This window comes from Streptomyces sp. NPDC043427 (genome assembly GCF_056436655.1).
In genome coordinates this window covers 74739-95195 of record NZ_JBWKCC010000020.1, presented here as the reverse complement: position 1 = coordinate 95195, position 20457 = coordinate 74739, and the positions used below count along the sequence as shown (strand labels likewise).

Sequence of the window (20457 nt, the reverse complement as noted above, 5' to 3'; positions counted from 1 at the left end):
GGTCGTTTCGCGCACCCGGAATCGTCCCGTGGGGGGAACAGCGCACGTGAAGAAATGGCGGGAAGACGCTCAACCGGAGTGGCCCGAAGCGGCATCCTCGACCCGAGGCACACCGGTGACGGGCGTCAACACACAGGAATTCCCGGAAACCGGAGCGAGTGACGGCTCACCGGTCCCGGTGGCCGAGCTCCCCGGCACCGAAATCCGGGACCCCTGGCAGGAACAGCCCGGCGACAGCGGGGCCGCGGCCAGCGACCCGCGCGAGGTGACCGTCCAGCTCGACCCCGTGCGGTCCGGTGACGCCGTGCCGCAGGGCGCGGGCGAGGCGGGCGGCGCCCAGGAAGCCTCCGACGGACCGGTGTTCGTCGACGAGACCGGCCGCCGCAGGCTCCGGATCCGTCGCCTCGGCATCTGCTTGGGCGTCGCCTGCGCCTCCTACGCCGCCGTCATCGTCGGCACGCTCCTGTCGGGCAACTCCGACGCGCCGTGGCTGCCGGTACCGGTCCAGAACGATGACAAACCCGCCTCCACGGTCGAGGCCGACAGCCCGCCGCAGCCCAGCAGGACCACCGCTCCGGTCCTGCCGCCGGTCGGCCCCCTCCTGCCCGGCCCGGTCGGCCCCTTCCTGCCCGGCGTGGTCGTCACGCCCTCCGTGGGCGGCGTGGCCCTCAAGCCGGGCAGCACTCCGCGGCCCAGCGCCTCCGCCGGCGTGCCCGGACCGAGCCCGTCCGCCAAACCCGGGCCCACGACCAGCGCCCCCGTCAAGCCGACCCCGGCCGTCACCACGCCCGGCCCGGCCCCCGGTTCGAGCGCGCCGGTCCTGCCGCCGCCGCCGTCCTCCCCGCAGCCCTCCCCGACGAGCGACAGCCCCTCGCCCGTCTCCTCCCCGTCCCCGGCCGGGGACGGCACCGGCACCATGGCCGAGGGAACGCCCTCGCCGGTGCCCACCGCGTCCGAGCAGACGTCGTCCCCGGCGCCGGACTCGTCGAGCCCCGCCTCCCCGTCCCCGGAGAACGTCGTCTGATGGCAACCCGCACCAACCGTCGATCCGCCAGGCAGACCGGGAAGGCAGGCGGTTCGACGGCCGCTCGACGACGCCCGCTTCCGATGCGGCAACTGCTGCCGCTGCTCCTCCTGGTCGCCATGGCGGCGATGCTGATGCTGCGCGGCTACGTGCACAGCGAGATCCTCGCCGACCACCGCATCCGCTCGGAGGCAGCCGCCGACCGGGTGCCCGAGAAGATCCTCGAGGGCGGCCCCGTCATCGACACCCGCGGCCGCACCGCCACCACCCTCGACGTGCCGGACCACCGGATCGTCCTCACCTTCGACGACGGCCCCGACCCGGCCTGGACGCCCAAGGTCCTCGACGTGATGAAGAAGCATCACGCGCACGGCGTCTTCTTCATCACCGGCACCATGGCCTCCCGCTACCCCGACCTGGTCCGGCGCATGGCGGCCGAGGGCCACGAGATCGGCCTGCACACCTTCAACCACCCCGACCTCTCCCTCCAGACCAAGAAGCGCATCGACTGGGAGCTGTCCCAGAACCAGATGGCGCTCGCGGGCGCCGTCGGCATCCGCTCCTCGCTGTTCCGGCCGCCGTACTCCTCCACCGCCTCCGCCATGGACGACGCGACCTGGCCGGTCACCCAGTACGTCGGCAGCCACGGCTACATCACCGTCCTGACCACCGACGACAGCGAGGACTGGCGCAGGCCCGGCGTCGCGGAGATCGTCCGCAACTCCACCCCGAAGGACGGCAAGGGCGCGATTGTCCTGATGCACGACTCCGGTGGCGACCGCCACCAGACCGTCCAGGCCCTCGACCGGCTCCTGCCCGAACTCAAGGAGCGCGGCTACCGGTTCCAGAACCTCACCGAAGCCCTGAACGCCCCCTCCGCGCACACCGAGGTCACCGGCCTCGACCTGTGGAAGGGCAAGGCCTGGGTCTTCCTGGTGGGGGCCTCCGACACCATCACCACCGTCCTGGTCGTCTGCCTCGCGGTGATCGGCTTCCTGGTCCTCGCCCGCTTCGGCCTGATGCTGCTGCTCTCCGGCATCCACGTCCGCCGCACCCGCCGCAAGGGCTTCGCCTGGGGTCCGGACGCGCCGGTCACCGAGCCGGTCTCGGTGCTGGTCCCGGCGTACAACGAGGCCAAGTGCATCGAGAACACCGTGCGTTCCCTGATGCGCAGCGAGCACCCCATCGAGGTCCTCGTCATCGACGACGGCTCCGCCGACGGCACGGCCCGCATCGTGGAGGACCTGGACCTGCCGAACGTACGCGTCGTCAGACAGCTCAACGCGGGCAAGCCCGCCGCCCTCAACCGCGGCATCGCCAACGCCCAACACGACCTGATCGTGATGATGGACGGCGACACCGTCTTCGAACCGGCCACCGTCCGCGAACTCGTCCAGCCCTTCGCCGACCCGCGCGTCGGCGCCGTCGCCGGCAACGCCAAGGTCGGCAACAAGGACACCCTCATCGGTGCCTGGCAGCACATCGAGTACGTGATGGGCTTCAACCTCGACCGCCGTATGTACGACGTCCTGCAGTGCATGCCCACCATCCCCGGCGCGGTCGGCGCCTTCCGCCGCAGGGCCCTCGACCGGGTCGGCGGCATGAGCGACGACACCCTCGCCGAGGACACCGACATCACCATGGCCATCCACCGCGACGGCTGGCGGGTGGTGTACGCGGAGAAGGCCCGCGCCTGGACGGAGGCCCCCGAGTCGGTCCAGCAGCTGTGGTCGCAGCGCTACCGCTGGTCGTACGGGACGATGCAGGCGATCTGGAAGCACCGCCGCGCGCTCGTCCAACGGGGCCCCTCGGGCCGCTTCGGCCGCGTGGGCCTGCCCCTGGTGGCACTGTTCATGATCGTCGCGCCGCTGCTGGCGCCCCTGTTCGACGTGTTCCTCTTCTACGGGCTGTTCTTCGGGCCCACCGGCAAGACGATCGCCGCCTGGTTCGGCGTACTGGCCATCCAGGCCGCCTGCGCCGCGTACGCCTTCGTCCTCGACCGCGAACGCCTCACCCCGCTGATCTCACTGCCCCTGCAGCAGATCCTCTACCGCCAGCTCATGTACGTCGTCCTGCTCCAGTCCTGGATCACCGCCCTGACCGGCGGCCGGCTGCGCTGGCAGAAACTTCGGCGCAAGGGCCAGGTGGCCGCGCCGCCCGCCGAGGCGGCGGCCCGCCAGAAGGCCGTGGACCAGGAGGCGGCCCGATGACCACGACTCCCACCCTGCCCACCGACACCCAGGACGAGCCCGCCCCGGTCGAACCGGCGCGCAAACCACCGGCCCGCGACCGCTACTTCGACCTGCTGCGCGCGGTCGCCCTCTTCCGCGTCGTCTTCTACCACCTGATGGGCTGGGCCTGGCTCCCCGTGGTGTTCCCGTCGATGGGCGTGATGTTCGCCCTCGCCGGCAACCTCATGGCCCGCTCTCTCAAGCGACCCGCCCTGCAGGTCGTACGCGGCCGACTGCGCCGACTGCTGCCACCGCTGTGGCTGCTCGGCGCGATCGGCGTGACCGGCATGCTGCTCCAGGGCTGGGGACCGGACTCCGAGGGCCACCCGGGCTGGTGGTGGTTCCACCTCGCCTACTGGATCCTGCCGCTGAGCGAACCGTCGGCCGCCGAGACCCTCCCCGGCGTCCACGGCTTCCTCAGCGAGGACTGGGCGGCCCAGCTCGCCGTCCCGCTCTGGTACGTCCGCGCCTACCTCTGGTACGTCCTGCTCTCCCCGTTCCTGCTCAAGGCCCTGCGGGCGCTGCCGTGGCCGACGATCCTCGCCCCGGTCGCCCTCACCGGCGCCGTCACCTGGGGCTGGGTCAGCATCCCCAGCACACGGCTCGACTCCGCCGTCGCCGACTTCGCCACCTTCGGCGCCTGCTGGCTCCTCGGCATGGCCCACCAGGAAGGCATCCTGAAACGCCTGCCCCGGTACGTCGTCCCGTCCGTGGCGCCCGCCGTCGCCGCCGTGGGCCTCTGGTACGCCCTCACCCACGGCTTCCGGCCCGGCCACGACCTCGACGACATCCCCTTCGGCCAGGCCCTGTGGTCCTTCGCGACGGTCCTGCTGCTCCTGCACCTCAGCCCGACCTGGACCGAGTGGCCGCGCCGGCTGCGCCGCTGGGACCGCCTGATCACGCTCCTCAACTCCCGCGCGGTGACGATCTACCTCTGGCACAACGTCTGCATCGTCGTCGCGGCGGCACTGTGGGACCGGCTCTGGGGCTTCGAGGCCCTGGAGGTGCACTTCTCCTGGCTCCTGGAGAGCTCCTGGCCGGTGCTCGTCCTCGTCTGGATCCTCGTCGCCGGCTGTGTGGTCTGCTTCGGCTGGGCGGAGGACCTCGCCGCACGGCGCAGGCCGCGGCTGTGGCCGGACGGGTCGCAGCCGCGACTCGGGCGCGGCCGTGCGGGAGTGCACCGGGCCTGAGGGCCGTCCCCCGTCCGCGAGGGGCGTCAACTGGATGACGACCTCCTCGCGGCTCGGCGCCTCTCACACGTCGCGGTGCCTCACGACGAGCACGGCGAGTGCGACCGCGATCAGCGGCCAGAGCACGTACACGATCCAGGAGCCGGGGACCGTGGCGGTGTAGCCCAGGGATCCGGGTTGCGGCCCCCAGTTCTGGACCAGGCGGTTCCAGGCGGCCGACACCAGCGCGTGTTTGATGTCCGCCGACCAGCGGTTGCTCTCGGAGAACATGGTGGGCAGCATCAGCAGGCTGAAGACGCTGGTGACCATGGTCCCGGCGGCATGCCGGAGCAGGACGCCGAGGCCCAGACCGACCAGGGCACAGACCGGAGCCAGCAACGCGGATGCCACCATCGCCCGGAACACCCCGGGGTGGGTGATCGGAACGCCGGCATGGTGCCCGTCCAGGACGGCCTGGGAGACCAGGAAGGAACCGGTGGAGGCGGCCGTGCCGACCACGGTCCACAGCACGGCGGTGACGGCCGCCTTGGCCAGCACCACCGAGCCGCGGGCCGGGACGGCCACGGTGGTGGTGCGGATCAGCCCGCTGCTGTACTCGCTCACGACGGTGAGGGCGCCCATGCTGCCGGCGACGAGCATCAGCGTCCAGTAGCCGGCCGCGGGGTAGGCGTCGAAGGGCAGGAAATCAGCGGGGCCGGAGCGGGCGGCGTCGTCCGCCAGCGTCGCCACGGCGGCGGACCCGATGACGAACAGGACGGTGAGACCGATCGTCCACGGGGTGGAGCGCAGAGACCGCATCTTGATCCACTCGGAGGCGAGCAGATCGCGGAAGCGGGCGGGTGGCACGGCGACGGGGGTGGCCGGGGAGACGGAGGCGAGTGCGGTCATCGGGGCTGTCCTGCCAGGTATTCGACGCTGTCGGCGGTCAGTTCCATGAAGGCCGCCTCCAGCGAGGCGGTACGGGTGGTCAGCTCGTCCAGCCGGATACCGTTCTCGAAGGCGAGCGCCCCGATCCGGTCCGCAGGGAGCCCGGTCACGGCGAGCTTCTCGGCGCCCGCCGAGCCCTCCGGCTCGACCGAGGCGCCCGCCGCCGTCAGCACCGCCGCCAGTTCGGCGGCCTGCGGTGTCCCCACCACCACGCTGCTGTGGGTGCTGCGGGCCGCGAAGTCCCGTAGCGGCTCGGCGGCGATGAGGCGGCCCCGGCCGATGACGATCAGATGGTCGGCGGTGTTCTCCATTTCCGACATCAGGTGGCTGGAGAGGAAGACCGTGCGCCCCTCGGTGGCCAGGCGGCGGAAGAGCCGGCGTACCCAGAGCACGCCCTCCGGGTCCATGCCGTTGACCGGCTCGTCGAACATGAGCACGGGCGGATCGCCGAGCAGGGCGGTGGCGATGCCCAGCCGCTGCTTCATACCGAGTGAGAACCCGCCGATGCGGCGGCCCGCCGCATCGGCCAGCCCCACCTCCTGAAGCACCTCGTCCACCCGGCGCCGCGGGATGCCGTTGCTGCGGGCCAGTGCGGACAGGTGGGCGGCGGCGCTGCGGCCGCCGTGGACCTGACCGGCGTCGAGGAGGGCGCCGACGTGCCGCAGTCCGCGCGGATGATGGTGGAAGGGGACGCCGTTGACGGTGGCGGTGCCGCCGGTGGGCGCGTCCAGGCCGAGGATCATCCGCAGGGTGGTGGACTTGCCGGCTCCGTTGGGGCCGAGGAATCCGGTGACCTGGCCCGGCCGCACGGTGAAGGACAGATGGTCGACGGCCGTCTTGCCGCCGTAGCGCTTGGTGAGGTCGTTGACTTCGATCACAGGGGCAACCCTGCCGGGAGGTTCGCGTCACGGCATGGGGCCGTGGGCGGCAATCGCGCGGCCCGGGTTGGCCCGTGGGCGTACGTCCACGGGCCGATGCCGCGGGGGCGGCGGCTGATTAGTCTCGCGGCATGCACGCAGAGGGCACACCGCCGATGACGAGTACCAAGGGCATGGCCTGGGCAGGCGGTGTCCTGTATCTCATCACGGTGGGTCTGCTGGTGGGGGGTGCGCCGCGGGCCTCGGGCACGGTCCACGCCGTCGGGGCGCTGCTGGCTGTGAGCCTGCTCGTCGGTGTGCTGCGACGGATGCCACTGCTGGCTCTGGCCATGACGCTCTTCGGGTCCACCGCCGTGGTGGCGGGCACTGCGAGCTCCGTCCACGAAAGCCTGGAGGTGTCGTTCCAGGGCCAGTTCCTGTCGTATCTGGCAGTGGACCTCGTCCTGGGCCTCATTGTCGCCACCCGCACGCGCCGGACCTCGATCGTCACCGTGGCCGTGTCGTTCACCGTGCAGCTCTTGGTGATCGGCGTCTTCGCACACGGGGACAACCTGATCGTCAACGTCGTGATCGCCCTCTTGGCGATGGGCGCAAGCTGCATGGTCGGTCTGCTGAGTCGCGAGCGTCGCGAGCACGCGGTGGCCCTGCGTTCGCAAGGGGTGGCCGAGGCCGTGACCGCCGAACGGCTGCGGATCGCGCGGGAGCTGCACGACATGGTCGCGCACAGCATCGGCATCATCGCCATCCAGGCCGGAGTGGGGAGCCGAGTCGTCCAGACGCAGCCCGCGGAGGCCCGCGCGGCATTGCGAGCCATCGAGGCCACCAGCAGAGAGACCCTGGCGGGCCTACGGCGGACGCTGGTGGCGCTCCGTCGGGCCGACCCTGGCGCGGGGGCCTCGGAGCAGGCACCGCTCGCTCCCTCGCCGGGGCTCGAGGACATCGAGCGGCTGGCGGCGGCGACCGCGGAAGCAGGGGTACGCGTCGACGTGCGCCGCACCGGGGAACGGCGTCCCTTGCCGGCCGACATCGACCTGTCCGCCTACCGTATCGTCCAGGAGGCGCTGACCAACGTGGTCCGCCACGCGGGCACCGGGCGTTGCCGGGTGGCCGTCGACTACGGGGAACAGGAGCTGTCCGTGGAGGTCGTCGACGACGGGCGGGGCGTCTCCGGGGACGGGTCGGCCCAGGGCTTCGGCATCGTGGGCATGCGAGAGCGGGTCGGACTCCTGCACGGCCACCTCAGTGCCGGCCCGCGTCCCGAGGGTGGCTTCCGGGTGGCGGCCCGGCTGCCGCTGCCGGCGCCCGTCGGGGTTCCGGTGGAGGCCCGATGACCGTCCGGATCGTGCTCGCCGACGACCAGCCGTTGGTGCGGTCCGGTTTGCGCGTGCTCATGGCCGACCATCCCGACCTGGAAGTCGTCGGTGAGGCCGCCACCGGCTCCGAGGCGGTCAGGCTCGTCAGCGACCTCGGCCCCGACGTCGTGGTGATGGACGTACGGATGCCCGGCATGGACGGGATCGAGGCCACCCGTCTGATCATGGCCGGTCCGGGGACGACCCGTGTCCTCGTCCTGACCACCTTCGACGAGGACGACCACGTCTACGGCGCGCTCCGGGCCGGCGCGAGCGGCTTCCTGGTCAAGGACATGGCGCTGGACGACATCCTCGCGGCGATCCGTGTGGTCGCCGCCGGCGACGCACTGATCGCGCCGAGTGTGACGCGCCGTCTGATCGCGGACTTCGTCGGGCGCCCCATGGCGGCCCCGGAGCGCTCCCCACGGCCGGTCGAGAACATCACCGAGCGGGAACGGGAGGTGCTGACCCTCGTCGGACACGGCCGGTCGAACACCGAGATCGCGGAGGACCTGTTCATCACGGTGGCCACCGCCAAGTCGCACGTGTCACGGCTGCTCACCAAACTGGGCGCCCGGGACCGGGTCCAGCTCGTGATCACCGCCTTCGAGATGGGGCTCGTCACGCTGCCTCCCTCATGGCGTCCAGGTTCGAGTTCTTGTGCCTGAGCGGCGAGCACGGTGAGGGACGGTATGTGAAGGTCGGCGGAAAACCTCTCACCCTGTCCTCGTCGAAGGTGAGAGCAAAGTTCCTTTCCGGTCACCCACAGCCATAGACAGGAAACGCGCCCTCCCTACCTTCGGACTCATCACCGCTCACTCGCCCCGCACCGACCGAGCACCCGAGCACCCGAGCACCCGAGCCCCGAAGCCCCGTGGAGGCGTCATGACAGCCCCTAGCACAGCCCCCGCACGAAACAGGGGAGGTCGCTGGATCGAGCACTGGGATCCTGAGGACGAGACCTTCTGGCAGCAGAGCGGCGAGAAGGTCGCCCGCCGCAACCTGTTCTTCTCCGTCCTCTCCGAGCACATCGGGTTCTCGATCTGGACCATGTGGTCGGTGCTGGTGCTCTTCATGGGCCCGGAGTACGGCCTGACGCCGGCCGACAAGTTCCTGCTGACCTCGGTGGTCACCCTGGTCGGCGCGGTCGTCCGCGTCCCCTACACCTTCGCCGTCGCCATCTTCGGCGGTCGGAACTGGACGATCATCTCCGCCGGGCTCCTGCTCGTCCCCACGGTCGCCGCGTTCTCGGTGATGGAGCCGGGGACCTCCTTCAACACCTTCCTCCTCGTCGGCCTGCTCGCCGGCATCGGCGGCGGCAACTTCGCCTCCTCCATGACCAACATCAACGCGTTCTTCCCGCTGCGGAAGAAGGGCTGGGCGCTCGGTCTGAACGCGGGCGGCGGCAACATCGGTGTGCCGGTGCTCCAGCTGGTCGCGCTCGCGGTCATCGGCGCGAGCGGCGGACCGCGCGTGCTGCTCGGCATCTACATCCCGCTGATCCTGGTCGCCGCCGTCCTCGCCGCGCTGTTCATGGACAACCTCACGTCCGTGAAGAACGACACCGGCGCAGCCAAGGACGCCGTGAAGGACGCCCACACCTGGATCATGTCCTTCCTCTACGTCGGCACGTTCGGCTCGTTCATCGGCTACAGCTTCGCCTTCGGCCAGGTCCTGACGAACCAGTTCGGCCGCACCCCGCTCCAGGCCGCGTACCTCACCTTCATCGGTCCGCTGCTCGGCTCCCTCATCCGCCCCCTCGGCGGCTGGCTCGCCGACCGCTACGGCGGCGCCCGCATCACCCTCTACAACTACGTCGGCATGGCCGCCGCCACCGGTGGCCTCGTCTACGCCAGCATGCAGAAGTCGCTGCCGCTCTTCGTGGCCGTCTTCGTGGTGCTGTTCGTCCTCAGCGGCCTCGGTAACGGCTCGACGTTCAAGATGATCCCCGGCATCTTCCAGGCCAAGGCCGTGGCGAAGGGACTCCAGGGCGAGGAGGCCGCGAGCTACGGGCGGCGCCTGTCCGGGGCCTCCATGGGCCTCATCGGAGCGCTGGGCGCGCTCGGCGGCGTGGGCATCAACCTGGCCTTCCGCCAGTCCTTCCTCTCCTACGGCTCGGGCACCGGCGCGTTCGTCGCCTTCCTCGCCTACTACGGCGTCTGCTTCGTGGTCACCTGGGCCGTATACCTTCGCCGGTCGGCCGGACGGATCACGGCCACGGGCGGCGCTTCGGAGGCGAAGCCGCAGCTCAGCTACGCCGAGGTGTGAGCTGTACCACCGGCGGAACACGTGCCGGGGGTATGACGTAACACCGGCGACATGAAGCCGAACCGAGCCTGTCACGCACCGTTGACAGGCTCGCTCGGCATGTAGGTGCGACGAACTCGAGCGGGACGAGTGTGATGTACGAACAACAGCAGCGACCGGAACACGGGCCCCTCGCGGGGTTCACGGTAGGAGTCACGGCCGCGCGCCGGGCCGACGAGCTCGGAGCGCTGCTCCAGCGACGCGGCGCGGCGGTTCTGCACGCCCCGGCCTTGCGCATCGTGCCGCTCTCCGACGACGGTGAGCTGCTCGCCGCCACCAAGGACCTCATCGACCAGGCACCGGACGTCGTCGTGGCCACCACCGCGATCGGCTTCCGGGGCTGGGTCGAGGCCGCCGAGGGCTGGGGGCTCGGCGAGTCGCTGCTGGAGCGGCTGCGCGGGGTGGAACTGCTCGCCCGCGGGCCCAAGGTCAAGGGGTCGGTCCGGGCCGCCGGGCTGACCGAGGACTGGTCGCCGTCCAGCGAGTCCATGGCCGAGGTGCTCGACCGGCTGCTGGAGGAGGGCGTCGACGGCCGTCGGGTCGCCGTCCAGCTGCACGGCGAGCCGCTGCCCGGGTTCGTCGAGGCGCTGCGGGAGGCGGGAGCGGAGGTCGTCGGCGTGCCCGTCTACCGGTGGATGCCGCCCGAGGACCTCTCGCCCGTGGACCGGCTCCTCGACGCCACCGTCTCGCGCGGCTGCGACGCGATCACCTTCACCAGCGCGCCGGCCGCCGTGTCCCTGCTGGCCCGGGCCGAGGAACGCGGGCTGCTGCCCGAGGTGCTGGCCGCCCTCAACCACGACGTGCTCCCGGCCTGCGTCGGCCCGGTCACCGCGCTGCCGTTGCAGGCCCGGGGTATCGACACGGTCCAGCCCGAGCGCTTCCGGCTCGGCCCCCTCGTCCAACTGCTGTGCCAGGAACTGCCCGGCCGGGCGCGGTCTCTGCCGGTCGCGGGGCACCGGGTGGAGATCCGCGGCCACGCGGTCCTGGTGGACGGCGAGCTCAAGCCCGTACCGCCCGCCGGAATGTCACTCCTGCGCGCCCTGTCCCGCCGGCCGGGCTGGGTCGTCCCCCGCGCGGACCTGCTCCGCGCGCTGCCGGGTGCGGGCCGGGACGAACACGCCGTGGAGACGGCGATGGCCCGCCTCCGTACGGCCCTGGGGGCGCCGAAGTTGATCCAGACGGTGGTGAAGAGGGGGTACCGGCTGGCGCTGGACCCGGCGGCGGACGCGAAGTACGCGGACGCGTGAGTTCGGAGGCCCGGTGTTTTTGAGGCACCGTGCGCTGGTGCCGACCCCGCTGGGGGCCGCCGCCCCCAGACCCCCGCTTCAACCTGGACGGCCTCGTCCTCAAGCGCCGGACGGGCTGGGCGTGCTGGACCGCGCCGAGAAGGAGCCCACGCCGGTACAAGGGGTTCCAGCCACGCCAGCGGGAAGGCACTGTAAGAAGGCAACGGTTCTTCCCGCCCTTCTCACTGGCCCCTTCCCCGGGGCAACCCCTAGGCGGTGACAGGCACATGGCACTGGGTACGGCCACGGCCTCGTACGAGCTGCGGTTCGACGCCGGGCGGATCTGTCTGGATCTGCTCGCCACCACCCACCCCTTCGAACACCTCGACTCCCTTCCGCCCCTGTGCGCCTGGATCACCGGCTCCGGACTCGTCCCGGCCGGCACCCCGCTGGCGCACGCCGACGCCTCCTGGGTCGTGGGTTTCCGGGAACTGCGCCGGTCCGTCGGCCTGTTGGTGCACGGCCGGCTCGCCGCGCCCGAGGCGCGGGCGGTGGCCTACGGCCTCGCGCTCGCCCGCGTCAACGACCTCGCCCGCGCCGCTCCCCCGGCCCCCCTCGCCGTACCGGGCGAGGACGGGGCGCTCGTACGGGAGTTGGCCGGGCCGCCCGCCTGCGCCGCGCTGCTCGCCGCCGTCGCCCGGGACGCCGTGGAGTTGCTCACCGACCCCGCCGCCCACGCCGGACTGCGTCAGTGCGAAGGGGACAACTGCCCCATCGTGTACGTCGACACCTCCCGCGGGCGCAGACGCCGTTGGTGCTCCAGCGAGGTCTGCGGGAACCGCGAGAGAGTGGCCCGGCACCGCCGTCGAGTGGCCCTCACACGCGCTTGAGAGACCCCAACTACGGGTATGTGCACGGCCGTACGCCTTCCTGGCGCCCGATATACGGCTTCTGTGGAGTGATCATCGAAGTGATTTCGATAACATTCTGTTTGGTTACGGCGGCGTAGGGGCAGCGCCCCCGAACTTGCCAACGTGGCGGAAATGTAAAGAAGAAGCGGGGAGTATGTGCACCCATGTCCCCCTCGTCACGTCACCCCGAAGAAAAGTGTCGCGTCACTTTGAACACGCAACCCACCCCGTGCGTACCCCGTGTTGAGCGACCGGCAGGGGGAACCCCCGGACATCGGAGGTGGGCGTGCGCAAAGATTCCGTCGTGGCCAATGAACATGGAACGAGGGCCCGACATCGCATGTCCCAGCCCTCGGAACCTGATGAGGAGCTGATGCGTGCCCTCTACAGAGAGCACGCGGGACCGCTGCTCGCCTATGTCCTTCGTCTGGTTGCCGGAGACCGGCAGCGCGCCGAGGACGTCGTGCAGGAAACCCTCATCCGTGCCTGGAAGAACGCCGGTCAGCTCAATCGGGCGACCGGATCGGTACGCCCCTGGCTGGTGACGGTCGCTCGCCGCATCGTCATCGACGGCCACCGCAGCCGGCAGGCCCGGCCGCAGGAGGTCGACCCGTCGCCGCTGGAGGTCATCCCCGCGGAGGACGAGATCGACAAGGCGCTGTGGCTGATGACGCTGTCGGACGCACTCGACGACCTGACCCCGGCTCACCGGGAGGTGCTCGTCGAGACCTACTTCAAGGGGCGTACCGTCAATGAGGCGGCGCAGACCCTGGGGATACCCAGCGGCACTGTGCGCTCGCGGGTCTTCTATGCACTGAGGTCGATGAAACTTGCTCTGGAAGAGCGGGGGGTGACGGCGTGATGAGCATGTACGGGGGATTCGGAACAGGTGGTTCGGGTATGTCTGGGCCCATGCAGGGATCTCAGGCTCCGAACGAGCACGAGACCGTCGGCGCCTATGCCCTCGGGATCCTCGACGACGCAGAAGCAACCGCCTTCGAAGCACACCTCGCCACCTGCGAGTGGTGCGCCCAGCAGCTCGACGAGCTCGCCGGGATGGAACCGATGCTGGCCGCCCTCGCGGACCTGCCCGGCTCCGGCACACCCACCATCGGCGACTCGCTGTCCGCCAAGCCCGCCCCACGGATGGCGGAGAAGCTCGTCGACGAGGTCGTCGTCCAGCGTGCGCAGAAGCGCCGGCGCAGCTTCTTCATGCTCGCGGCATCGGTCGCGCTGATCATCGCCGGCCCGCTCGCGGCCATGGCGGCGTCCGGTGGCGACAGCGACGGCGGCGGCGGTACGAAGGTCGAAGCGGGCGCCAGCCCCGCCAAGTCGGTCTTCGACAAGCTCCCCCAGAAGGTCACCGGCACCGACGCCGCCACCAAGGTCACGGCGACCGTCGGCATGGAGAAGAAGGCCTGGGGCACCGAGGCCGTGGTCAAGCTGAACAACGTGGCCGGCCCGAACAAGTGCTCGCTCATCGCCGTCGGCAAGAACGGCGAGCGCGAGACCATCTCCTCCTGGTCCGTCCCGGAATGGGGCTACGGCCTCCCCGGAGCCAAGACGGAACAGGCCAAGAACCCGCTTTACGTCCAGGGCGGCGCCGCCTTCACCCCGGACGAGATCGACCACTTCGAGGTCATGACCTTCGACGGCAAGAAGCTCGTCCAGATCGAAGCGTAGGGACTGCCCCGCAAGCCCCTCGCCACCACTGGCCCCCTTCGCGTACGGTTGACGGCTGCCCAGCACGTCAGAAGGGGGCCCGGTGGCCGCTCAGGCTCAGCAGGAAGCCGCGCTCGACCCGGTTCACGACTCCGTTCGTGATCGGGAGATCAGCGTCGAACAGGAACACCTCGACCGGGTGTACCAGCGCCTCGAGGAGAAGATCCACGAGGCCGAGTTCCTCATGCACGACGCGGCCAAGCGCGGCCAGGTCGGCACGCCCGGCGCGCTCGCAGAGCGGGACGCCCAGGTCTTCCGGGCGGGTGTCCACCTCAACCGGCTCAACAACGAGTTCGAGGACTTCCTCTTCGGCCGGATCGACCTGCTCCTCGGCAAGGACGGCAAGAAGGGGCCCGACGGTGCCTACACCGCCGTGGAACCGGCTGAGGGCGCGGTCCGCCCGGACAACACCGCCGACATCGCCGAGACCCTGCACATCGGCCGCATCGGTGTCCTCGACGCCGACTACACCCCGCTCGTGATCGACTGGCGGGCCCCGGCGGCCGCCCCCTTCTACCGCTCCACGCCGGTCGACCCCGGCCGGGTCGTGCGCCGGCGCGTCATCCGCTCCAAGGGCCGCAGGGTCCTCGGCGTCGAGGACGACCTCATGCGCCCCGAGCTGAAGGCCCACCTCGACGGCGGCGAACTGCCCGTCATCGGCGACGGCGCCCTCATGGCCGCCCTCGGCCAGGCCCGCAGCCACACCATGCGCGACATCGTCGCCTCCATCCAGGCGGAGCAGGACCTCGTCATCCGCGCCCCCGCCGCCTCCGTGACGTACGTCGAGGGCGGCCCCGGCACCGGCAAGACCGCCGTCGCCCTGCACCGCGCGGCCTACCTCCTCTACCAGGACCGGCGCCGTTACGCCGGCGGCATCCTGATCGTCTCCCCGACCCCGCTGCTCGTCGCCTACACCGAGGGCGTCCTGCCCTCCCTCGGCGAGGAGGGCCAGGTCGCCATCCGCGCCATCGGCTCCCTCGTCGACGGCACGGAAGCCACCCTGTACGACTCCCCGGCGGTGGCCCGCGCGAAGGGCTCGTACCGGATGCTGAGAGTGCTCCGCAAGGCGGCGCGGGGGGCACTGGAACTCGGCCCCGCCGCCCCGGCCGGCCGCCGCGCCTCCGCGGCCGCCGAGGAGGGTGCCCGGCCGGGCCGGCGTGCCGGTTCGGGTGTTGCCGCAGGCTCCGGTGCCGCGGCTCCGGCGGGGCAGCATGCTGCCGAGGGGTCCGGTGCTGCGGCCCGTGCCGGTTCCCCTGCTGCCGGAGGCTCCGGTGCCGCGGCCCTCGCCGGCCAGCTCGCCTTCGACGTTCCCGAGGACACCGTCCCCGCCGGCCCGCCCACCCGTCTCCGCGTCGTCGCGTTCGGTCGTCGCCTGGAGCTGGAGGCCGACGAGCTCGCCCGTGTCCGCCAGGCGGCCCTCGGCGGCACCGCGCCGGTGAACCTGCTGCGTCCCCGTGCCCGCAAGCTGCTCCTGGACGCCCTGTGGGAGCGCTCCGGCGCCGCCGGCCGGCACACCGACCCCGAACTCGCCGCCGAGCTGCGGTCCTCCTTCGACGAGGACGTCACCTCCGAGGACAGCTTCATCGCGTTCCTCGACGCCTGGTGGCCCGAGCTGACCCCCGGGGCCGTCCTGGACGCCATGGCGGACGAGCGGCGCCTCGGCCGCTGGGCCCGCCGCATCCTGAACCCCGGCGAGGTGCGCAGGGTCGCCCGCTCCCTGAAGCGCCAGGGCCACTCCGTGCACGACATCGCCCTGCTCGATGAGCTCCAGGCGATCCTCGGCGCCCCGGCCCGCCCGAAGAAGCGGCGCGAGTACGACCCGCTCGACCAGCTCACCGGCCTGGAGGAGCTGATGCCCGTACGCGAGGAGTCGCAGCGCGAACGGGCCGAGCGCCTGGCCCAGGAGCGCACCGAGTACGCGCACGTCATCGTCGACGAGGCCCAGGACCTCACGCCGATGCAGTGGCGCATGGTCGGCCGCCGCGGCCGGCACGCCACCTGGACGGTCGTCGGCGACCCGGCCCAGTCCTCCTGGTCCGACCCCGACGAGGCAGCCGAGGCCCGCGACGAGGCCCTCGGCACCCGCCCGCGCCGCCGCTTCCAGCTGACCGTGAACTACCGCAACCCGGCCGAGATCGCCGAACTCGCCGCCAAGGTGCTGGCCCTCGCCATGCCCGGCGCCGAGTCGCCCTCCGCGGTCCGGTCCACCGGCGTCGTACCGCGTTTCGCGGCCGTGGAGGGCGCCCTGGGCGCCACCGTCCGCGCCGAGGCCGAACGGCTGCTGGACCGGGTCGACGGCACCGTCGGCGTCGTCGTCGCCATGAACCGCCGCGAGGAGGCACGGCGCTGGCTCGTCGGCCTCGGCGACCGCGTGGTGGCCCTGGGCAGCCTGGAGGCCAAGGGCCTGGAGTACGACGCCACCGTGGTGGTCTCCCCGGCCGAGATCGCCGACGAGTCCCCGGCGGGCCTCCGGGTCCTCTACGTCGCCCTGACCCGCGCCACCCAGCAGCTCACGGTCGTCTCGGGGGAGCGGGACGAACCCGACGCGGCGGGGGTGCCGGACCTGCTGAGGGACTGATTCCGATGAACTCCGCGCACGGGAATGGCCTTACGGGATCTGTTTGTTAGCCTGGATGTGGCACCGGCCCGATCCAAGCCCCCGGGCCCAACCTTCGTCGCTACGAGCGACCACTTGCCGCGAGGCGAGCATGGCGGGTCGGTGTCACTGAGCATGCAGAAGAGGTCCACGTCACATGTGACGTGGACCTCTTCTGTTGAGAACAAAACGTTCGCAATCCCAGGCGGCTACCGCGTACTGGGCGGTAGGTGCGACGATCGGACGGCACATCCAGCGGCACAGGTGAAAGCAGAGGAAGTCGGCCATGGCAACGGCGCCCAGCGTCTCCTACTCGATGACGGTCCGGTTGGAGGTGCCCGCGAGCGGAACCGCGGTCTCCCAGCTCACCGGAGCCGTCGAGTCCCACGGAGGCTCGGTGACCGGCCTCGACGTCACTGCTTCCGGGCACGAGAAGCTCCGGATCGACGTCACCATCGCGGCCACCTCCACCGCGCACGCCGACGAGATCGTCGAGCAGCTGCGCGGCATCGAGGGCGTCACGCTGGGCAAGGTCTCCGACCGTACGTTCCTCATGCACCTCGGCGGCAAGATCGAGATGGCGTCGAAGCACCCCATCCGCAACCGTGACGACCTCTCCATGGTCTACACGCCGGGTGTGGCGCGCGTCTGCATGGCGATCGCCGAGAACCCCGAGGACGCCCGCCGCCTCACCATCAAGCGCAACTCCGTTGCGGTCGTGACGGACGGCTCCGCCGTGCTGGGCCTGGGCAACATCGGCCCCAAGGCCGCCCTGCCGGTCATGGAGGGCAAGGCGGCCCTCTTCAAGCGGTTCGCCGGCATCGACGCCTGGCCGATCTGCCTGGACACCCAGGACACCGACGCGATCGTCGAGATCGTCAAGGCCATCGCCCCCGGGTTCGCCGGCATAAACCTGGAGGACATCTCCGCGCCGCGCTGCTTCGAGATCGAGGCACGGCTGCGCGAGGCCCTCGACATCCCCGTCTTCCACGACGACCAGCACGGCACGGCGATCGTCGTCCTCGCCGCCCTCACCAACGCACTTCGCGTCGCGGGCAAGGCAATTGAGAACATCCGCGTCGTCATGTCCGGCGCCGGCGCGGCCGGAACGGCCATCCTCAAGCTACTGATCGCGGCGGGCGTGAAGAACGCCGTCGTCGCCGACATCCACGGCGTCGTGCACTCCGGCCGCGAGGATCTCGTCGACGCCGCTCCGGGCTCGGCGCTGCGCTGGATCGCCGACAACACCAACCCCGAGAACCTCACCGGCTCGCTGAAGGAGGCCGTGCGCGACGCGGACGTCTTCATCGGCGTCTCCGCCCCGAACGTCCTCGACGGCGACGACGTGGCGGCCATGGCCGACAGCGCGATCGTGTTCGCGCTCGCGAACCCCGACCCCGAGGTCGACCCGGCGATCGCCCGCCAGACCGCCGCGGTCGTGGCCACCGGCCGCTCCGACTTCCCGAACCAGATCAACAACGTGCTGGTCTTCCCGGGCGTCTTCCGCGGTCTGCTGGACGCGCAGTCCCGCACGGTCAACACCGAGATGATGCTCGCGGCGGCGAAGGCGCTGGCGGACGTGGTGACCGAGGACGAGCTGAACCCGAACTACATCATTCCGAGCGTCTTCAACGACAAGGTCGCCGGTGCCGTCGCCGGCGCGGTGCGGGAGGCCGCGAAGGCCGTCGGAGCGACGGCGCCGACGGCGTCGTAGGCTCGCTCGTAGGGCCATTCGCGCAGTTGTGAGGATCGCCACGACTGGCCGGGCACCGGCGCGTCGTGGAACCAGGGGCCTTGGGCCGCCCTCTATCGTGGCGGCCAGGCTCAGGTCCTCAGGGCCTTGCGGTCCGCTGCCGGGAGGAACCGGAGCGTCACCACACCGAGGCAGTGGCGCTCTTCGTGTGACTCCCAGGGGTGTTCTGGCGACTCCTGCGGGTGCCGGATTGGCTTTCCCGCCGCAGGTAGGGGCAGGATGCGTCCCTGGGCGCGAGGGTCTGACGACGGACCCGGCTCCGGGGACTGTCAGAGGACCCTGGCAGCATCGGCTTCGCTGTGCCCAACATGCGGCTCCGCCGCGTGGCACGCCTCATTGGCAAGAAGAACACGGGAGTAACAACATGAACCGCAGTGAGCTGGTGGCCGCGCTGGCCGACCGCGCCGAGGTGACCCGCAAGGACGCCGACGCCGTGCTGGCCGCGTTCGCCGAGGTCGTCGGCGACATCGTCTCCAAGGGCGACGAGAAGGTCACCATCCCCGGCTTCCTGACCTTCGAGCGCACCCACCGTGCCGCTCGCACCGCGCGCAACCCGCAGACCGGCGACCCGATCCAGATCCCGGCCGGCTACAGCGTGAAGGTCTCCGCGGGCTCGAAGCTCAAGGAAGCGGCCAAGGGCAAGTAATCGCTCCGCTGAGAGCGTCGTGGGCGACTGCGGGCCGCCGTGGGCTGGTCGCGCAGTTCCCCGCGCCCCTTTGGGGCGCGTCCGTCAAGGGCGCGTGAATCGCCGATGGGCGGCCACCCGGATTCCGGGTGGCCGCCCATCGGCGTATGCGAGAGGGGTTGTCCGAGCGCCTTGCCGGGCAGCTCGACCTTCGCTCCCAGCTCCACGAGCTTCTCCATGAAGTTCTCGTAGCCGCGGTTGATCAGGTCGATGCCGTGGACGCGGGACGTGCCCTGGGCGGCGAGGGCGGCGATCAGGTAGGAGAAGCCGCCGCGGAGGTCGGGGATGACCAGGTCGGCGCCCTGGAGCTTGGTGGGGCCGGAGACGACCGCGGAGTGCAGGAAGTTGCGCTGGCCGAAGCGGCAGTCGGAGCCGCCGAGGCACTCGCGGTAGAGCTGGATGTGGGCACCCATCTGGTTCAGCGCGGAGGTGAAGCCCAGCCGGGACTCGTAGACCGTCTCGTGGATGATCGACAGACCCGTGGCCTGGGTGAGCGCCACGACCAGCGGCTGCTGCCAGTCCGTCTGGAAGCCGGGGTGCACGTCCGTTTCGAGGGCGATGGACTTCAACTGCCCGCCGGGGTGCCAGAAACGGATGCCCTCGTCGTCGATCTCGAAGGCCCCGCCGACCTTCCGGTAGGTGTTCAGGAACGTCATCATCGAGCGCTGCTGGGCGCCGCGGACGAGGATGTTGCCCTCGGTCGCCAGCGCCGCGGACGCCCACGAGGCGGCCTCCAGGCGGTCCGGGAGGGCGCGGTGGTTGTAGCCGCCGAGCTGGTCCACACCGGTGATGCGGATCGTGCGGTCGGTGTCCATCGCGATGATGGCGCCCATCTTCTGAAGGACGCAGATCAGGTCCTCGATCTCGGGCTCCACCGCCGCGTTGGAGAGCTCGGTGACACCCTCCGCGAGGACCGCCGTCAGCAGCACCTGCTCGGTCGCGCCGACGGACGGGTACGGCAGCCGGATCTTCGTGCCGCGCAGCCGCTGCGGAGCCTCCAGGTACTGCCCGTCCGCCCGCTTCTCGATCCGCGCGCCGAACTGCCGCAGCACCTCGAAGTGGAAGTCGATCGGTCGGCCGCCGATGTCGCAGCCGCCGAGGCCGGGGATGAAGGCGTGCCCGAGCCGGTGCAACAGCGGACCGCAGAACAGGATCGGGATGCGGCTCGAACCGGCGTGCGCGTCGATGTCGGCGACGTCCGCGCTCTCCACGTTCGACGGGTCCATCACCAACTCGCCCGGCTCCTCGCCCGGACGGACCGTCACACCGTGCAGCTGCAGCAGGCCTCGTACGACACGCACGTCACGGATGTCCGGAACGTTGCGCAGTCGACTTGGCGCACTGCCCAGCAGCGCGGCGACCATTGCCTTCGGTACGAGGTTCTTCGCACCGCGGACACGGATCTCGCCCTCCAGCGGGGTTCCGCCGTGGACAAGCAGGACATCGTCGTTGACGGTCATGTATCTCGCGTTCCGATGAGTGGGGCAGGGGCCAGGAGGGAAAGGGTAATCGCCGGGGACCCCCCTTCTGTAAGCCCAAGGACCAGCCAGGTACGTCATAGGTGTGTCACAACACGAACCGTTCATCGTCGTGCACATGGGGTCACCATGGAGCCGCGTGCGCTCGGGACGCGCCCGTGCGCCCGCCCGTCTCCC

15 protein-coding genes and 1 pseudogene are annotated in these 20457 nt (G+C 71.0%); 13 read left to right on the top strand and 3 right to left on the bottom strand.

Annotated elements, in window-relative coordinates; genetic code table 11:
• The first annotated feature begins 115 nt into the window (after window positions 1-115).
• The 3 genes from AC067M_RS28450 (at window position 116) to AC067M_RS28440 (ending at window position 4445) form a co-directional block, all read left to right on the top strand.
• Entirely contained in the window at window positions 116-1024 is a 909-nt protein-coding gene (locus tag AC067M_RS28450) for a hypothetical protein (RefSeq protein WP_478699882.1), read from the top strand.
• Window positions 1025-1107: 83 nt separating this feature from the next.
• Window positions 1108-3234, top strand: a complete 2127-nt coding sequence (locus AC067M_RS28445) for a bifunctional polysaccharide deacetylase/glycosyltransferase family 2 protein (RefSeq protein WP_478699881.1) — start codon at window positions 1108-1110, stop codon at window positions 3232-3234.
• On the top strand, window positions 3231-4445 hold the full coding sequence (locus tag AC067M_RS28440; RefSeq protein ID WP_478699880.1) for an acyltransferase family protein: 1215 nt from the start codon (window positions 3231-3233) through the stop codon (window positions 4443-4445). Before AC067M_RS28445 ends, AC067M_RS28440 begins: the two co-directional genes overlap by 4 nt.
• 63 nt (window positions 4446-4508) lie before the next feature.
• On the opposite strand, the gene AC067M_RS28435 is transcribed toward AC067M_RS28440, so the two are convergent.
• Together AC067M_RS28435 and AC067M_RS28430 are read right to left on the bottom strand one after the other, a co-directional pair.
• Window positions 4509-5333 (bottom strand): ABC transporter permease, encoded by an 825-nt coding sequence (locus AC067M_RS28435; protein ID WP_478699879.1) that lies wholly within the window; start codon window positions 5331-5333, stop codon window positions 4509-4511.
• Window positions 5330-6250 (bottom strand): ABC transporter ATP-binding protein, encoded by a 921-nt coding sequence (locus tag AC067M_RS28430; protein WP_478699878.1) that lies wholly within the window; start codon window positions 6248-6250, stop codon window positions 5330-5332. Before AC067M_RS28430 ends, AC067M_RS28435 begins: the two co-directional genes overlap by 4 nt.
• A gap of 155 nt (window positions 6251-6405) precedes the next feature.
• On the opposite strand from AC067M_RS28430, the gene AC067M_RS28425 reads away from it, so the two are divergent.
• The 10 genes from AC067M_RS28425 (at window position 6406) to AC067M_RS28380 (ending at window position 18763) form a co-directional block, all read left to right on the top strand.
• Entirely contained in the window at window positions 6406-7581 is a 1176-nt protein-coding gene (locus AC067M_RS28425; protein ID WP_478699877.1) for a sensor histidine kinase, read from the top strand.
• A complete protein-coding gene (locus AC067M_RS28420) occupies window positions 7578-8270 on the top strand; it encodes a response regulator (RefSeq protein WP_478699876.1) in 693 nt (230 codons plus the stop codon). The genes AC067M_RS28425 and AC067M_RS28420 overlap by 4 nt, the downstream gene beginning before the upstream one ends.
• 217 nt (window positions 8271-8487) lie before the next feature.
• Complete coding sequence (locus AC067M_RS28415; protein WP_478699875.1) at window positions 8488-9870, top strand: nitrate/nitrite transporter; 1383 nt, start codon at window positions 8488-8490, stop codon at window positions 9868-9870.
• Between the two features lie 134 nt (window positions 9871-10004).
• Window positions 10005-11156 carry a uroporphyrinogen-III synthase gene (locus tag AC067M_RS28410; protein ID WP_478699874.1) on the top strand — a complete coding sequence of 384 codons (1152 nt, stop codon included), beginning with the start codon at window positions 10005-10007 and terminating at the stop codon, window positions 11154-11156.
• A gap of 266 nt (window positions 11157-11422) precedes the next feature.
• Entirely contained in the window at window positions 11423-12025 is a 603-nt protein-coding gene (locus AC067M_RS28405; RefSeq protein ID WP_478699873.1) for a CGNR zinc finger domain-containing protein, read from the top strand.
• A gap of 361 nt (window positions 12026-12386) precedes the next feature.
• Window positions 12387-12908 carry a sigma-70 family RNA polymerase sigma factor gene (locus tag AC067M_RS28400; RefSeq protein WP_037675339.1) on the top strand — a complete coding sequence of 174 codons (522 nt, stop codon included), beginning with the start codon at window positions 12387-12389 and terminating at the stop codon, window positions 12906-12908.
• Between the two features lie 50 nt (window positions 12909-12958).
• Window positions 12959-13729: an anti-sigma factor family protein gene (locus AC067M_RS28395; RefSeq protein WP_478699872.1), complete on the top strand. Its 771-nt coding sequence runs from the start codon at window positions 12959-12961 to the stop codon at window positions 13727-13729.
• Between the two features lie 82 nt (window positions 13730-13811).
• Window positions 13812-16346: a HelD family protein gene (locus tag AC067M_RS28390; RefSeq protein ID WP_478699871.1), complete on the top strand. Its 2535-nt coding sequence runs from the start codon at window positions 13812-13814 to the stop codon at window positions 16344-16346.
• Between the two features lie 304 nt (window positions 16347-16650).
• Complete coding sequence (locus AC067M_RS28385; protein ID WP_478699870.1) at window positions 16651-18078, top strand: NAD-dependent malic enzyme; 1428 nt, start codon at window positions 16651-16653, stop codon at window positions 18076-18078.
• A 403-nt stretch (window positions 18079-18481) separates the two neighbouring features.
• Entirely contained in the window at window positions 18482-18763 is a 282-nt protein-coding gene (locus AC067M_RS28380) for an HU family DNA-binding protein (protein ID WP_004000874.1), read from the top strand.
• A 161-nt stretch (window positions 18764-18924) separates the two neighbouring features.
• Here AC067M_RS28380 and murA read toward each other — a convergent pair.
• Window positions 18925-20262, bottom strand: a pseudogene (gene murA, locus AC067M_RS28375) (UDP-N-acetylglucosamine 1-carboxyvinyltransferase); the annotation flags it as partial.
• Window positions 20263-20457: the final 195 nt, after the last annotated feature.